We start from the raw sequence: 14,550 nt of genomic DNA, 5'->3' as shown, positions 1-14,550 counted from the left end.
CTCTTTCGAGGCCCGAGGAGACTATCATGTCCGCGCCTGAAACCATCCGTTCCGATCTTGCCCCCAACTCGAAGACGCGCTTCACCGTGACGCTCGGCGATATCACCAAGCTCTCGGTCGATGCCATCGTCAACGCCGCCAACAGCAGCCTGCTCGGCGGCGGTGGCGTGGATGGCGCGATCCATCGCGCCGCCGGGCCGGACCTCGTCGCGGAATGCAGGCTGTTGAACGGCTGCAAGACCGGGCAGGCAAAGATGACGGGCGGATATCGCCTGCTGGCAAAGCATGTGATCCATACGGTCGGCCCGGTTTGGAATGGCGGCGACCATGGCGAGGAGGAGCTGCTTGCCGGCTGCTATCGCAACAGCCTTGGCCTTGCCCGGCAGCACGGCCTGAAGACCATCGCCTTTCCCGCCATTTCGACAGGCATCTACCGCTTTCCCGCCGAGCCGGCGGCAGGGATCGCGATTCGTACCACCCTTACCGAAAGCAAGGATGGCGCCTTTGACGAGATCATGTTCTGCTGCTTCGGCGCCGAGATGGCAGCGCTCTATGATCGGTTGCTGCCGCAGGCGTTGGCCGAAACCTGACGCTTAGCGCGGTTCAGCTTCTCACGGAAACTCTGAACCGCTATCTCTTTGTTTTCACGCAATTCCGGACGGAAAACCGCTACGCACTTTTCCTGGAACTGCTCTAGCGCGCCAGGTCGAGATAGGCGGAGGCGACCAAAGCGTCGATATCAGAGGGAACGGGAATGACGCAGGCTTCCTTCCCAAGGCCACCCTTGGCGACCCGTTCCAGGCATCGCGCCTACAAGGCAAAGCCGAGATCCATGGATTCGACGGTATTTCCCAGCGGACGCGGACCGGCCAGATTGGCCATGTGCCCACCGCCCAGAATGTGAAAGACGCGGCCATCGCGCATGCGGAGAGTCTCGATCTGCTCTGCCTCATAACGGTCGACGCCGATAACATCGGGGCTGCTGCGGAAGCCCTCGACATCGATTTCATGTGGAAAATGGCCGCCATTCATCAGGATCGCGCCGTCCTTGATCAAAGGCAGATCGGCAATGGTGATGATGCCTGGATAGCCTGTCACGGTGACCAGGACATCAGCGGAACGGATCGCTGCGTCACGCAACGGCGTTGAAAAGCCGTCGAGATGCGCTTCAAGCGTGGTGACCGGATTGATGTCGACAACGCTGACGGCCGAAAAGGCGTTGCGGAAACACGCCGCCGTACCCTTACCGCAAGCGCCGTAACCGAAGACGGTGACGCGCTTGCCGTTGGTGGAGCGGTTGGTGAAGCGCAGATAGCTCTCGAACATGCTCTGCCCGACGGCATGCCGGTTTTCGGCGAATTGCTTGATCGGACTGTCGTTGATGACGAGGATCGGCATGTTGAGCTTGTCGCGCATCGGCATGAGACGGGTTCGGCCAGACGTGGTTTCCTCGGTGCCGCCGAGCAGGTTGGCATAGGGCTTGTCGGCCGCGCGGGCAAAGAGATCGCCGCCATTGTCAAGCAGCAGGTCCGGCTTTTCCGCCAGGATCGCATCGAGGCTCGTGCCATGCTCCTCGGCATTCCGCGTCTGTGTCGCAAAGACCTTGATCCCTTGACCGCGCAGATAGTCCACCGTCTCAGGCTGGGTGCTGTTGAGATTGCCGGTGCAGACGAGATCGGCGCCGCCGGCCCGTAGCGTCATCAGCAGCGCGATCGTTTTCGGCTCGAGATGAATGCCCGTGCCGATGATGAGACCAGCAAAGGGCCTCGTGTCGCGGAATTCCGCGGCCGTTGCAGCCAGGAGCCGGCAGCTGCGCGCCACCCAGTCGATACGGGAAAGAGAGGAAGACTGGTCCATAATGCACTCCTGGCTGCTTGTTCGATGCAAGGATCTGGCATGATGGCAAAGGGCGTGTCGATGGACATTGCAATGCGTTGCATGGCAGAAAATCTGCCATGTGCATCCTATCGAGCGGGCACTTCGCTAAGCCTGCTCGGCGCCGGCTCCACTCAGCCAATCCGCCAGACGGACAAGCGCCGGGTCCTTCACATCGCTGCTGCGAATGCTGAGGCTGTAGCCTGCCGGCCTGCGGATGAAGCCGAAGGGGGCGACCAGAGTACCGCGATCGATATCCTCGCCGATGGCGGTGCGTGGCGCGATGGCGACCCCGAGGCCAGAGCGGGCGGCACCGATCGCAAGCAGCAGGTCCTCGAATTCGCGATTGCCGGCAAAGCCGACGGGCGCATAGCCACTTTCGGCAAACCAATCCTCCCACAGGCTGGGAGCGGAGCGGCTCGCAAGGGCAACGGCTCCGGCAAGCGTGGAAACGCCATTGGCAAGCCCGAGACGATCGACAACATCGGAGGTGGCAACCGGCCCGAACTCATCCTCCATGAAGCGGATAGCCGTGATATCGCGCATCGGCCTATATTCACCGCCCATGATGACCGCTTCCAGATCGGCACGCTTGGCAAGCGGCTCCACCGTCGCCATCGGCACGATGTCGATATCGATATCCTGAAGGGCCGCCTGCAGTGCGGCGACACGCGGCATCAGCCACCAGACGGCAAAGGCCGAGGGAACACCGAGCCGGATCGACCGCCGGCCGCCAACGGAAAGTTCGACGGAGGCCCGCGTCAGGATGCCGAAGGCAACGCCGACCGAATCGGCAAATGCCCTGCCCTTCACCGTCAGCACCAGCCTGCCGTTCTGCCGATCGAACAGAGGTACGCCAAAATGAGCCTCCAGCAGATTAAGCTGCTGCCTGACTGCCCCGCGCACGACGCCAAGCTCATCGGCTGCCTTCAGGATGCTGCCGCAGCGCGCAACCGCGTCGAAGGCACGCAGCGCGTTCAAGGGCGGCAGGCGTCGAGGCGGGATGCGTCCGGACATAATAAGTTTTTTCTTTCTTTCCAAAACGATAGCGGCCACATCCAAGCAATTGCGCCATCTGCGGCACGAAAATGCTGTTGAATGTCGTTTTCAACACAATCGCTGGCGAATATCAGAAGGCAAATCTTTGCATTTTTATCTACGCAACACTCAATAATTTTGTGGGGAAATACCATATAGCCTTATATGGCGCGCAAATTTTTTCCACACCATGATAATATAGATTCCAGCCTTCACTCCAACTCTCAAAGGTGAACCGACAATTGGCCTTTCTCAGCCGCATAGCAAATGATGTGCAACTCATGTTTCGGCGTCCGCCGCGACAACAATATGCTGCGCTTTGTTATCGGGTTAAAAAGAAGACCGGTCATCTTGAGATGTTGTTGCTGACCAGCCGCGACACCGGCCGCTGGGTCATTCCAAAGGGATGGCCGATGCCCGGCAAGCTCTCCCATGAAGTCGCTGCCCGCGAAGCGTATGAAGAAGCGGGCGTGCGCGGCGTGGTGGAAACCGAGCCGCTCGGCTCGTTCGGCTACGACAAGGTGCTGAAGGACGGCATTCAGGTGCCATGCCGGGTGCAGGTCTACGCCCTCGAAGTCAGCGAACTCGTCAAGAACTTCAAGGAAAAGGGCGAGCGCTCCATGGAGTGGGTCTCCTGCGAGGAAGCCGCCGAACGCGTTCGCGAACCGGAGCTGCACGATCTCATTCTCGCCTTCGCGCGACGGATGACGGCCGTTCCGGCGGTTTCGCAGGCAAAGTAAGCCACATTACTCACAAAAAACTGTGCCAGTATGCGTGGTGGATATTGCGTGCCTTATCGGGCAGCGCAATACGAGAGTTTTGATCCAGAGAATTGCATGCCCGACCGACCGGCCACACCTGTAAAAAGGACGCTCGACAAGGACCTCGACAAATTCACCTATGTCGAGGACGCGACCCATCATGTCACGAGGCGTCTGGTGGCGCCGGGCATCGGGCTGATCTTCCTCGGTCTCGCCATGGTCTTCGCCGGCATCTACGTGCTGGACCAGCCAAGCGCAACGCTGATCTTCGCCGCCGTCGCACTTGCCGGTTATATGGCCATGAACATCGGCGCCAAGGACGTCGCCAACAATGTCGGTGCCGCCGTCGGCGCACGTGCGATCACCATGACGCAGGCCCTCGTCATGGCTGCCATCTTCGAGATCCTCGGCGCGACGATCGCCGGCGGCCCAGTCATCAACACGATTTCGACGCATATCGTCGATACCAACCGCATCATCAGCATCGGCAAGCTTGCCTGGCTGATGATGGCGGCCCTGCTTGCCGCAGCGCTCTGGATCAATTTCGCCACCTGGCGGAAGGCTCCCGTTTCGACGACGCATACGATCGTTGGAGCCGTCGTTGGCGCAGGTGCAGCCGCCGTCGGCCCGGAACTCGTGAACTGGAATGTACTGGCGGCCATCTCCGCAGGCTGGGTAATAACGCCGTTTCTCGGCGGCACAATCGCCGCCGGCATCCTCTACTTCATCGAGACATGCATCATTTATCGCGATGACAAGATCGCCGCCGCCAAATACTGGATTCCCATCCTGATCGGGCTCATGGCCGGTGCTTTCTCAGGTTATCTCGTGGTTCAGCTCGAACCCAAAGGCGTGATACCCAATATCCTCAATCTTGCGATCGGCATGGGAGTCGGCATCATCGCCTGGCTCGGCGCGCGGCCGCTGGTAGCGGCGCAATCGGTCGGGCTGGAAAACAAGAACAGCTCGTTACGCAAACTTTTCCGATTGCCGCTGATCTGTTCCGCAGCCCTGATGTCCTTCGCACATGGCGCTAACGACGTCGCCAACGCCATCGGGCCGCTGGCCGCGATCGTGCGCGATATCGGACTTGGCGGCTCGCTTAACGTGCTGGCCGAGACGACCACTCAGAAAGCCCCGTTCTGGGTCGTCATGATCGGCGGCTGCGGGATTTCCGTCGGCGTTCTGCTCTACGGACCGCGCCTGATCCGCCTGCTTGGCGAACAGATCACCAAGCTCAATCCGATGCGAGCCTATTGCGTGGCGGTCTCTGCTGCACTCACCGTCATCGTCGCCGCCTGGTTCGGCTTTCCGGTGAGCTCGACCCATATCGCCGTCGGCGCGGTTTTCGGGGTCGGCTTCTTCCGCGAGTGGTCAACCAGCCGCTCCAGGCGGCGTTTCGCCTATATGCGCAAGCGGGCTGAAGCGGCCGGTATTCCCTGGCACGAGCCGGAGGCCACGGATGAGCGCAATCCCGACGAGGTTCATCGTCGCCGACTCGTGCGCCGCTCGCATTTCATGACCATCATCGCCGCATGGGCGATCACCGTGCCGGTCGCTGCCCTGCTTGCCGCCGTCGTATATTGGGTTATGGTCGCGCTCTTCATTTAGGGCGGTTCGGCTTCTCGCCGGATCTTCGAGCCGCTCCATCTTATTGTTCCAAATAATTCCGGGGGTAATCCATGCGCGCCAATTTCCGCATGCAACGGCTGTACGTGACGTCAGACATCAAGGCCGGTATCGCCATCGAGGTCGACCAGGATCAGTTCAACTATCTCGCCAACGTGCTGCGCATGGAGGATGGTGCCGAGCTTCTTGTCTTCAACGGCCGTGACGGCGAGTGGAAAGTCGGCGTCTCCTTCCCCTCCCGCAAGCGCATTCTGCTGACACCGATCGAGGAAACGCGGCCCCAGCCTGCCCCGTCCGATCTGCATTATCTCTTCGCGCCCTTAAAGGTTGGGCGCCTCGACTACCTCGTGCAGAAGGCCGTCGAAATGGGCGCAGGTCTATTGCAGCCGGTCATGACCCAGCATGTGCAGGGCAAGATCACCAACCTCGACAAGGTCAAGGCCAATGTCATCGAGGCGGCGGAGCAATGCGGCATTCTCGGCATTCCCGATGTCGCCGAACCCGTGAAGCTCGCCGATCTGCTCGCCCGCTGGCCGCGCGAGCGGCGCATCATCTATTGCGACGAGGGCGATGCCGGCCAGAATCCGCTGCCGCTGCTGACACAGGTGAAGGAGAAACATCTGGCGCTGCTCGTCGGCCCCGAGGGCGGCTTTTCCGAGGAGGAGCGCGCGCTGCTGCGCAGCCTCGATTTCGTCACCGCCATTCCGCTCGGCCCACGCATCCTGCGTGCCGACACGGCGGCTGTGGCCGCCATGGCGGTGATCCAGGCCGCGATCGGCGACTGGAACTGAGCCTTCACTCCAATACGGCGACGACGGTTGCCACGATCAGGAGGATCGCCAGCGAGATGTTGACGATCCGCGAGATCTTCGGATCTTGAAGGAAACGGGATAGGGAAGCACCAACGAGAAGCCAGACCATATGGATGGCGACGATCATCGCCGTGAGCAGCACGACCTTTACGGTAGCGTCGAGCAGTCTCTGGTCCTGAAACAGGCTGACGCCGGCAAAGACGGCTGCAATCGCCAGATAGGCCTTGGGATTGGCGACGGCGAGCAGGAAACCGCCGGAGAAAGCCGGAGCCGCAAGCTGATCGTCACGACGAGATAGCGGCGGCGCCGTGGCGATCTTGAAGGCGAGATAGAGGATATAGACGGCGGAGACCACGGTCAGCACCAAGGCGCCGTGCGGCACTGACAGCAGGATTGCAACGATGCCAGCCGCCACCGCCAGCAGGACCGCCACGGTGCCTGCGATGAGGCCGGAGACATAGGCAAGCGATCGCCGGAAGCCATAAGCCGCGCCCATTGCCGTCGCACTGATCGTGGATGGACCTGGGCTTCCCATGATGACCAGCGAAGCCAGCAGCAGCGTCAGTATGGAATAGTAAAGGGCATTCGGACCGTTCATCGATATGCTCCGCTTGATATCAGTGGAAGCAAACTATCGGCGTGAATAGCGAGACGTCTTGAACGCTTGTGCAAATATGGCGGTGACTTGCACGGCTGTGATGCACTTGCGAGACATAAAATCCTATTTTTTTGAACGACCCTTGAAAGAAATTCACTTGCACCGTACCTCAATCCGCGTCAATCACCCTCCTATTGACCTGCGGCTGGCGCGGGTTCTCCTCCGAGATCTAAGGTAATACCATGGCGCGCGATACCACCGACCAGACTCCGCTCTCCTCGGTCTCGGAAATGACGGCCTATCTGGCGGCCGGCAACAAGCCGAAGGAGAAATTCCGCATCGGCACCGAGCACGAGAAATTCGTGTTCTTCCGCGCCGACAATAGCCCGGTTCCCTATTTCGGCGAGGCCAGCATTTCCGCGCTCCTCACGGGGCTGCAGAAGAAGAGCGGCTGGGACCCGATCATGGATGGCGACAACATCATCGGCCTCGGCGAACCCTCCGGCATGGGCGCGATCTCGATCGAGCCGGGCGGCCAGTTCGAACTCTCCGGCGCGCCACTCGAAACCATCCACCAGACCTGCAAGGAATCGAACAACCACCTGGCAACGGTGCGCGAGATCGCCGAGCCGATGGGCATCCGCTTCCTCGGCGTCGGCGGCAGCCCGAAGTGGACGCTTGCCGAGACGCCGCGCATGCCGAAATCGCGCTACGAGATCATGACCCGCTACATGCCGAAAGTCGGCACCAAGGGTCTCGACATGATGTACCGCACCTGCACGATCCAGGTGAACCTCGACTTCTCGTCGGAAGCGGACATGCGCCGCAAGATGCGCGTGTCGATGAAGCTGCAGTCGCTGGCAACGGCGCTCTTCGCCTCCTCTCCCTTCACCGATGGCAAGCCGAACGGGCTTTCCTCCTGGCGCGGCGAAATCTGGAAAGATACGGACAACCGCCGTGGCGGCCTGCTCGATTTCACCTTCCGCGACGACTTCGGCTTTGAAGACTATGTGAAGTGGGCACTCGACGTTCCCATGTATTTCGTCGTTCGCGACGGCCGCTATCACGACTGTACGCATGTCACCTTCCGCCAGTTCATGGACGGCGCGCTGAAGGGCGAAATCGCCGATTGGGAACCGACGATGGGTGACTGGACGAACCATCTCTCGACGCTGTTCCCCGATGTCCGCCTCAAGCGTTTCCTCGAAATGCGCGGCGCGGACGGCGGCCCCTGGCGCCGCATCTGTGCGCTGCCGGCCTTCTGGGTCGGCCTGCTCTATGACGATGAGGCGCTGACGGCGGCCGACGAGCTGACCAAGAACTGGAGCTTCGACGAGGTCAATGCTCTGCGTGACGTCGTGCCGGTTGAGGGCCTAAAGGCATCGATCAAGGGCCACGGCCTCATGGATGTGGCGCGCGAAGTGATCGGCATTTCCCGGCTTGGCCTGAAGAACCGCGGTCGCCTGAATGGCGACGGGCAGGACGAAACCGTCTTCCTCGCGCCGCTCGACGAGGTGCTCGCCAAGAAGGGCACGCTCGCAGATGATCTGCTGATGCTCTATAACGGCCGCTGGAACCAGTCTATCGAGCCGATCTTCGAGGAATATCAATACTGATAGCGAACGGCCTGCCGCCGAAACCTGATACTGCGGCGGCAGAAACCGGTATGCGCTCTCTTTTTTCCGCTATAGTATCAACACAAAGCGCCGCCTGATTCCGAAGCGGCCTCATAGCGGGGAAAGGGACTTCGATGCTGCCACTCTTCGACATGATGATGCAGGCACAGAATGGCGCCGCCACGGAGGCCATGGCCAGGCAGTTCAATCTTGCGCAGGAGCAGGCGACGAAGGCGATGGCCGCGCTGATGCCGGCATTCTCCTCCGGCTTCAAACGCAGCGCGACCGATCCCTATAATTTCGTCGGGGTGATGCAGGATATCTCGTCCGGCAATTACGCCAAATATTTCGAGGATATGACCAAGGCTTTCACGCCCGAAGGCATTGCCGACGGTAACGCTGTGCTCGGACGGCTGTTCGGCTCCAAGGACGTCTCGCGCGCGATCGCGGCGCAGGCGGCGCAAATGACCGGCATCGGCCAGGAAATCTACAAGCGCATGCTGCCCGCCATGGCCGATACGCTGATGGGCGGCCTGTTCAAGGAAACCAGCGGCCAGATCTCACAGATGGCCAATCCTTTCCTCAACACCGATATGGGCGAGATGATGCAGGGCTGGCTGCAGAGCATCGGCTTTGCCCCGAAGCAGCAGCCGACGCCGCAGGCGAGCATCTTCGACAATCCCTTCACCCAGGCGATGGAGTTGATGTTCGGCGCCGATGCCATCAAACGCGAGAAGCCGGCGCCAACGAACCCGTTCCTCGACAATCCCTTCGCAAAGGCTTTTCAGGACATGATGCGCAACTTCCCGATGCCGGCCGAACCGCCGAAGGAAGAGCCGAAGGCGAAGCCCACCGCCGGCGTCGATATGGCTGCCTATACCGAGATGTTCAACGCCATGTTCGACAGCGGTCTCGAAGTGCAGAAGACCTATCAGAAGAACATGGAAGCGATCTTCGACAGTTATTTGAAGAGCGAGGACAAGCCAGCACCGAAAAAGGGGTGACGGTCGGCAAGAGCACATCCATTTTAATTCGGGGTCATGGCCACATGCTGCTTCGGCTGATCAATTCGTGATCCGATTTGATTGTGGAGGCATTTCCTGCAACGTCTTGAGTATTGCATTTGTGCCGGTCCCGTTGGCGCACATTCCGGTAGCGGCCTCGCCGAAGTCTACAAGGCTGTGATATTTGGGGGGCGTCGCCTTTCTTAGCGCCAGCATCCATGCTGTGTGTCCGCGTGACTTTAGCTGGTCGAAATAGAGCTTTTGGGTCGGAAAGGGAATGTTTGTCTCGCGCGGATCTGCGAGCACGAATATCCGACGATCGGGCTGTTTGGGGATTTGATCCAGCGCATCGATTGGATCGAAAAACACCTCTGTTTTCAATCGGTTTTTGAACCCTCGCTCCTTCAGTCGTTCCCGGTACGCGGCAGCGGCGGAGGATAGAACGACACATTGAAGATCATTACGTCGCGCAAGAAACTCCGCGGCAAGTGTGCCTCCCCCGCTGTGCCCTGCTAACGCCCAGTTGCCAATGTGATAGCGGGCTTTCAACGCGTCGATCTGAGCGGCCATCAACTTCGCTTCTAGAGGCGTGTGTCTGATCGTGTAATGCTTGCCTGCGCTGCCGTAAGTACCCGGCCGGGCGAGGAATATCCAAGGCACACCATAGCGGTCGGATAGCGACTTCGACTGTGCAATCATGCTGGCGACGCCGATCCCCTTTTGATGAGCGACACCTTTCGGACCGCCCATGACATCACCGGGCATCCATGCGGCGACCACCGGGTTCTCGCCATTCTGATTGAGGCCAGCCGCATAATATCTGAGGCAATATCCTTGGCCGTCGACGGTTACCCAAATGCCCGTCTGCCGAGCCTCCATTTCCAGGCACGTTGAATGATCTATTTGAATTCCGGCGATGACCTTGGCCGGGTCAAACATTTCATTGTCTGGTTTTGACTGTGCGGCAGCGATGATCGGAATAAATGGCACGGCTACTGCCAAAAGCATGCGCAGAGCGGTCTTAACGCTATCCATTTTTCAATTTTCACCTTTGCTTGGTTGCAGACCGAAAAATCGCTTTCATGGGTATCCAAAATATTAGAACGCGTCCATTGAACGCGGAATCGGATGAGGATACCGTTTTCAGCGGATTTCTGCTTCCATCGTTCCGGTTGGTGATTTGGTTGGAGGTAGTATTGAACCGCGCTTCAGCGGTCATCTTTGCAACTATAGCGAACCCGAGCAAAATGGAGTGCTCCAGTCCCTTTCAATTCCTGACCATTGTTCGTAATTCCGCACAACCCGTGCGCATTGAACCCAGTTATCATACACTGGGACTGAGCCTATTTCTGCTTTCATCTTGAAAAGGAGATAGACATGTCCAGCATCGATCAATCCGGAAGCTTCACCCTTGGGGACCGCAAGGTCAAACGGCTGGGCTACGGCGCCATGCAGCTCGCGGGCCCCGGCGTGTTCGGGCCGCCGAAGGACCACGGCACTGCTCTCGCAGTCCTGCGTGAAGCCATCGCCTTGGGCGTCGACCACATCGACACCAGCGATTTCTACGGTCCGCATGTCACCAACCAGCTGATCCGGGAAGCGCTCCATCCCTATCGCGACGATCTCGTCATCGTCACCAAGATCGGTGCGCGGCGCGGCGCGGATGCCTCCTGGCTGCCGGCCTTTTCGCGCGAAGAGCTGACGCAGGCGGTTCATGACAATCTGCGTAATCTGGGGCTGGATGTGCTCGACGTCGTCAACCTCCGTATCATGCTCGACGTGCACGGTCCGGCCGAAGGGTCGATCGAAGCACCACTGACAATCCTCGCCGATATCCAGCGGCAAGGCCTGGTGCGTCACATCGGGCTCAGCAACGTCACCGCCAATCAAATTGCCGAGGGTCGCAAGATCACAGAGATCGTCTGCGTGCAGAACCAATATAATCTTGCTCATCGCGCAGACGACGCCCTGATCGACGCACTTGTCAGCGATGGCATTGCCTATGTACCCTTCTTCCCGCTCGGCGGCTTCTCGCCGCTGCAATCCTCGGCGCTCTCCGATGTCGCTACGCGTCTGGAAGCCACGCCGATGCAGGTGGCGCTCGCCTGGCTGCTGCATCGTGCGCCGAATATCCTGCTCATCCCGGGCACCTCGTCGCTTGCCCACCTCAAGCAGAATATCGCCGCAGCCGAGCTGAAACTGCCGGAAGATGCCATCGCCGAACTCGATCGTATCGCCAGCGCCAGCCACGCCTAACGCGCCCTTACCTATCCGAGGCGGCTCGAGCAGGCAGCTCGAGCCGCCGCGCTATCCCGACATTCTCCAGAAACACCTCATCGTGGCTGACAACCAGGAGCGCGCCGTCGTAAGCCCGCAGCCCCGCTTCGACGGCGGAAATGGAATCGAGATCAAGGTGGTTGGTCGGTTCGTCGAGGATCAGCAGCGATGGCGGTACCGAGCCGCCGAGCACGCAGGCTAGTCCGGCGCGCAGAAGCTGGCCGCCGCTGAGGCTCGAGACGACCTGCAGCGCGGCATCGGCCCTGAACATGAAGCGGGCCAGAGCAGCGCGGCAGGCATTCTCGTCCGCAGCCGGGTTGATCCTGCGGAAATTATCACGGATCGATAGCGACGGGTCGAGAAGACTGACCCTTTGGTCCAGCAGGGCGGAATGGACGACCCGCATCGTTCCGTTCCACGGTTTCAGCGCGCCGGAAATCAAAGCCAGCAGCGTTGTCTTTCCTGAACCGTTCGGCCCAGTGACGGCAACACGCTCTGGCCCGGTCATGACGAAATCGAAGTCATGAAAGATCGGCCGCTCGGGATCATAGCCGGCGCTGACACCTTCCATTCTCAGGACGATCCTGTTTGCCGGCAATCCCGATGTCGGCAGCTTCACGGTCAGGGGCTGCAGGATCTCGATCTTTTCACGGGCGGCGGCGGCATCCTGCAGGGCCTGGCCACGACGCCGTTCGGCAAGTCGCGTATTCTCGGCGCTCGTCATCTCGGCCCGCTCCTTCAAGCCGCCGAGCATGATGCGCGGGATACCGCCCTTGGCCGCCATCTTCCGACCTGCCTTGTCCCGCCTCGCCTGCCGCTCGACGGCTGCCTGGGCGCTTCTCTCCACGTCGGCGACACGCTTCTCCGCCTCGGCAAAATCATGCTCGGCTGCGGAAAGCTCCAGCGCCTTGCGATCGCGATATTGGCTCCAGTTGCCGCCATAGCGCGAGGCGCCGAGCGATGTCAGCTCGACGATCGCGTCCATGGTGTCGAGAAGCTCGCGGTCGTGGCTGATGACGATGGCGCCTGCCCTCCAGCCCGCAAGCAGATCGATGACAGCTGCGCGGCCGTCGCGATCGAGATTGTTGGTGGGTTCGTCGAGGATCAGGAAATCGGGATCGTCGACGATGAGGGCGGCAAGACCACAGCGGGTGCGCTGTCCGCCGGAAAGAGTTACCAAAAGCGTTTCCGGGGTGACATCGAGCCCGACGCGATCAAGGGCTGCGGCGATGCGTGCCTCAAGCGTCCAGTCGGCCGAGGCGAGTTCGTCATTGGTCGCCTCGCCGGCTTCCGCACGCTTCAACACCGCAAGGGCCTCGGCCGCGCCGAAGAGATCGGCAACGGTTTCGTCCGCCTCGACCTGCACGCTTTGGCGCAAGATCCCCAACCGGCCATTGAAGGAGATGCTGCCGGAGTGCGGCTGCAACTCACCGGAGACGAGCTTGATCAACGTCGTCTTGCCGACGCCGTTTCGTCCGACAAGGCCGGTGCGCTCGGCGCCAAAGCTCAGATCGAGATTGGAAAGAAGCGGCCGGCCGTCAGGCGTGGACCACGAAAGATTGGAGAGAACGATGGATATGGGCATGAGCAAGAATTCCCCCGATGGCAAGGCTGAACGGCATTGCGGTCGAGGTGGAATCCATTGCTGCACACATCCTGTTGGTATCAACGATCCCCATAAACTAGACGGGCAGCGTCCTCAGTTCAAGTCCTGCGAGTGGAGATGCAGGCATTTCACGCACCGGCATCGATAGCATCAAGGAAGCTGAGCACCCGCTTCCAGGTGAGATCGGCGGCCTTCGCATCATAATCGGGCAGGCTGGCATCGGTATAGAGATGGCCGCCACCGCCCGGATATCGGAAGATCTCTGCCGCAATGCCGGACTTGGTGACGGCCTGCCGCCAGCTTGCAACATCTTCCTCCGGTTCAAACTGATCGGGATCGGCCAGATGAAGCTGCAAGGGCAGGCCCTTGCGCGCATTATCGGCGATGGAGGCGATGCCATGCAGGAACAGGATGCCGGCGGTCTTTTCCCGTTTGGGCCAAAGGCTTGCAGCCACTGCGGCGCCCATCGAGAAACCGGCAAGGACGGTCGAGGCGGGCAGACCGGCCAGCGCCCATTCCGCGCGCTCGCAGATCGTCGGCCAGCCGATTTCGTCCTTGAATTCGAAGCCCTCCTCGATCGACCGGGCGATCAGTCCGTCATAGAGATCCGGCGCGAAGGCCTTGTGTCCGGCCGCCTGCACGCGCTCGACCGCTTCATGCTCAAGTGAGCGCAGACCATAGACTGAGTGGAAGAAGATTACCGTTGCCATCGTCGAATCCCCATTATTCGCGTCAGATCATAAGATAAGGCCATGGCGGCTGGAGGCAACTTGCCCGCGCATGTTTCATCGCCGAAACAGCGCCCAGAAAGAAAAAACCCGGTGTTGGCCCTTGGGCCGAACACCGGGAAAGAGGCAGGGCTTATTGGCTATCACCCTGCGGGGAAACTATTGTCCGTCATCAGCCTCTGATGCTGCTGCAGGCGGAGAGGCGCGTGCGGCGACGCGCGGAATTGGTCAGATGGCTGGACGGATCCTCGAAGAAGGTCGAGGTGGTCAGCGCGGAGCTCACATCCTGCCGGGTGAGGCCGATGTCGCGCAGCTGGCTGTCGTCAAGCTCATTGAGATAGTTGATCTCCTGGCGATTTCGGAGTGCGCGCCAGACGGAAGCGAGATTGGCGAGAGCAAGCATCATGCGTGCCGTCAACGACAGCGATGGCGTTGCAAGGCCGAGGTCAAGGGTCCGATCTGTCGTGCGCATTTCCGTATTCCTTTCATTGGGCACACGCGAGCCGAGCCCCTTTCCGATGATCCGGAAAAGGGGCGTAGGCCGGGAGGAGTTCGACAGGTGTCTCTGTTCGATTGGTATGCTGAATTGCATTCAGAAGATGCCAA

General features: G+C 60.2%; 13 protein-coding genes and 1 pseudogene. 7 read left to right on the top strand and 7 right to left on the bottom strand.

The genetic code is table 11. From position 1 onward, the window contains the following. Nucleotides 1-26 precede the first annotated feature (26 nt). Entirely contained in the window at nucleotides 27-590 is a 564-nt protein-coding gene (locus tag ABOK31_RS01715; protein WP_349957542.1) for an O-acetyl-ADP-ribose deacetylase, read from the top strand. 103 nt (nucleotides 591-693) lie between these two features. Here the strand turns inward: ABOK31_RS01715 and ABOK31_RS01710 are convergent. Together ABOK31_RS01710 and ABOK31_RS01705 are read right to left on the bottom strand one after the other, a co-directional pair. Next, nucleotides 694-1,857: pseudogene (locus tag ABOK31_RS01710) on the bottom strand (adenosylhomocysteinase). A 126-nt stretch (nucleotides 1,858-1,983) separates the two neighbouring features. Continuing rightward, on the bottom strand, nucleotides 1,984-2,892 hold the full coding sequence (locus ABOK31_RS01705; protein WP_174179272.1) for a LysR substrate-binding domain-containing protein: 909 nt from the start codon (nucleotides 2,890-2,892) through the stop codon (nucleotides 1,984-1,986). A gap of 263 nt (nucleotides 2,893-3,155) precedes the next feature. Between ABOK31_RS01705 and ABOK31_RS01700 the strand changes: the two genes are divergently transcribed. The 3 genes from ABOK31_RS01700 to ABOK31_RS01690 all read left to right on the top strand — a co-directional run bounded on the left by ABOK31_RS01700 (nucleotide 3,156) and on the right by ABOK31_RS01690 (nucleotide 6,094). Next, the gene (locus ABOK31_RS01700; protein WP_174179274.1) at nucleotides 3,156-3,653 is read left to right on the top strand and encodes an NUDIX hydrolase; all 498 of its coding nucleotides are present in this window, start codon (nucleotides 3,156-3,158) and stop codon (nucleotides 3,651-3,653) included. 96 nt (nucleotides 3,654-3,749) lie between these two features. Next, nucleotides 3,750-5,285: an inorganic phosphate transporter gene (locus tag ABOK31_RS01695; protein ID WP_174179276.1), complete on the top strand. Its 1,536-nt coding sequence runs from the start codon at nucleotides 3,750-3,752 to the stop codon at nucleotides 5,283-5,285. 71 nt (nucleotides 5,286-5,356) lie between these two features. Next, the gene (locus ABOK31_RS01690; protein WP_349957541.1) at nucleotides 5,357-6,094 is read left to right on the top strand and encodes a 16S rRNA (uracil(1498)-N(3))-methyltransferase; all 738 of its coding nucleotides are present in this window, start codon (nucleotides 5,357-5,359) and stop codon (nucleotides 6,092-6,094) included. A gap of 4 nt (nucleotides 6,095-6,098) precedes the next feature. Here ABOK31_RS01690 and ABOK31_RS01685 read toward each other — a convergent pair whose 3' ends face one another. Further along, nucleotides 6,099-6,713 (bottom strand): LysE family translocator, encoded by a 615-nt coding sequence (locus ABOK31_RS01685; RefSeq protein ID WP_174179280.1) that lies wholly within the window; start codon nucleotides 6,711-6,713, stop codon nucleotides 6,099-6,101. A gap of 242 nt (nucleotides 6,714-6,955) precedes the next feature. On the opposite strand from ABOK31_RS01685, the gene ABOK31_RS01680 reads away from it, so the two are divergent. Both ABOK31_RS01680 and ABOK31_RS01675 read left to right on the top strand, forming a co-directional pair. Further along, nucleotides 6,956-8,329, top strand: coding sequence for a glutamate--cysteine ligase (locus tag ABOK31_RS01680; protein WP_349957540.1), 1,374 nt, complete (start codon nucleotides 6,956-6,958; stop codon nucleotides 8,327-8,329). 134 nt (nucleotides 8,330-8,463) lie between these two features. Beyond that, a complete protein-coding gene (locus tag ABOK31_RS01675) occupies nucleotides 8,464-9,333 on the top strand; it encodes a DUF937 domain-containing protein (protein ID WP_349957539.1) in 870 nt (289 codons plus the stop codon). 60 nt (nucleotides 9,334-9,393) lie between these two features. Here the strand turns inward: ABOK31_RS01675 and ABOK31_RS01670 are convergent, their stop codons facing one another. Continuing rightward, nucleotides 9,394-10,368, bottom strand: a complete 975-nt coding sequence (locus tag ABOK31_RS01670; RefSeq protein WP_349957538.1) for an alpha/beta hydrolase — start codon at nucleotides 10,366-10,368, stop codon at nucleotides 9,394-9,396. 342 nt (nucleotides 10,369-10,710) lie between these two features. Here ABOK31_RS01670 and ABOK31_RS01665 point away from each other — a divergent pair, with 342 nt between their 5' ends. Further along, complete coding sequence (locus tag ABOK31_RS01665) at nucleotides 10,711-11,589, top strand: aldo/keto reductase family oxidoreductase (protein WP_349957537.1); 879 nt, start codon at nucleotides 10,711-10,713, stop codon at nucleotides 11,587-11,589. A 7-nt stretch (nucleotides 11,590-11,596) separates the two neighbouring features. Here ABOK31_RS01665 and ABOK31_RS01660 read toward each other — a convergent pair whose 3' ends face one another. From ABOK31_RS01660 to ABOK31_RS01650, 3 genes are all read right to left on the bottom strand, one after another. After that, a complete protein-coding gene (locus ABOK31_RS01660) occupies nucleotides 11,597-13,195 on the bottom strand; it encodes an ABC-F family ATP-binding cassette domain-containing protein (protein WP_349957536.1) in 1,599 nt (532 codons plus the stop codon). A 149-nt stretch (nucleotides 13,196-13,344) separates the two neighbouring features. After that, complete coding sequence (locus ABOK31_RS01655; protein WP_174179294.1) at nucleotides 13,345-13,926, bottom strand: dienelactone hydrolase family protein; 582 nt, start codon at nucleotides 13,924-13,926, stop codon at nucleotides 13,345-13,347. A gap of 190 nt (nucleotides 13,927-14,116) precedes the next feature. Then, nucleotides 14,117-14,416, bottom strand: coding sequence for a DUF1127 domain-containing protein (locus ABOK31_RS01650; protein WP_174179296.1), 300 nt, complete (start codon nucleotides 14,414-14,416; stop codon nucleotides 14,117-14,119). Between the last annotated feature and the right edge of the window lie 134 nt (nucleotides 14,417-14,550).

The sequence above is a fragment of the Rhizobium sp. ZPR4 genome, from assembly GCF_040215725.1.
Classification (GTDB): domain Bacteria; phylum Pseudomonadota; class Alphaproteobacteria; order Rhizobiales; family Rhizobiaceae; genus Rhizobium; species Rhizobium rhizogenes_D.
Note: the sequence above shows the minus strand (reverse complement) of the source record. Positions and strands in the feature narration are given on the sequence as shown.

Excerpts from the sequence above, each read along its gene's own strand:
- ABOK31_RS01715 (WP_349957542.1), top strand. The coding sequence starts at position 27 with ATGTCCGCGCCTGAAACCATCCGTTCCGATCTTGCCCCCAACTCGAAG.
- ABOK31_RS01705 (WP_174179272.1), bottom strand. The coding sequence starts at position 2,892 with ATGTCCGGACGCATCCCGCCTCGACGCCTGCCGCCCTTGAACGCGCTG.
- ABOK31_RS01695 (WP_174179276.1), top strand. The coding sequence starts at position 3,750 with ATGCCCGACCGACCGGCCACACCTGTAAAAAGGACGCTCGACAAGGAC.
- ABOK31_RS01690 (WP_349957541.1), top strand. The coding sequence starts at position 5,357 with ATGCGCGCCAATTTCCGCATGCAACGGCTGTACGTGACGTCAGACATC.
- ABOK31_RS01685 (WP_174179280.1), bottom strand. The coding sequence starts at position 6,713 with ATGAACGGTCCGAATGCCCTTTACTATTCCATACTGACGCTGCTGCTG.
- ABOK31_RS01680 (WP_349957540.1), top strand. The coding sequence starts at position 6,956 with ATGGCGCGCGATACCACCGACCAGACTCCGCTCTCCTCGGTCTCGGAA.
- ABOK31_RS01675 (WP_349957539.1), top strand. The coding sequence starts at position 8,464 with ATGCTGCCACTCTTCGACATGATGATGCAGGCACAGAATGGCGCCGCC.
- ABOK31_RS01670 (WP_349957538.1), bottom strand. The coding sequence starts at position 10,368 with ATGGATAGCGTTAAGACCGCTCTGCGCATGCTTTTGGCAGTAGCCGTG.
- ABOK31_RS01665 (WP_349957537.1), top strand. The coding sequence starts at position 10,711 with ATGTCCAGCATCGATCAATCCGGAAGCTTCACCCTTGGGGACCGCAAG.
- ABOK31_RS01660 (WP_349957536.1), bottom strand. The coding sequence starts at position 13,195 with ATGCCCATATCCATCGTTCTCTCCAATCTTTCGTGGTCCACGCCTGAC.
- ABOK31_RS01655 (WP_174179294.1), bottom strand. The coding sequence starts at position 13,926 with ATGGCAACGGTAATCTTCTTCCACTCAGTCTATGGTCTGCGCTCACTT.
- ABOK31_RS01650 (WP_174179296.1), bottom strand. The coding sequence starts at position 14,416 with ATGCGCACGACAGATCGGACCCTTGACCTCGGCCTTGCAACGCCATCG.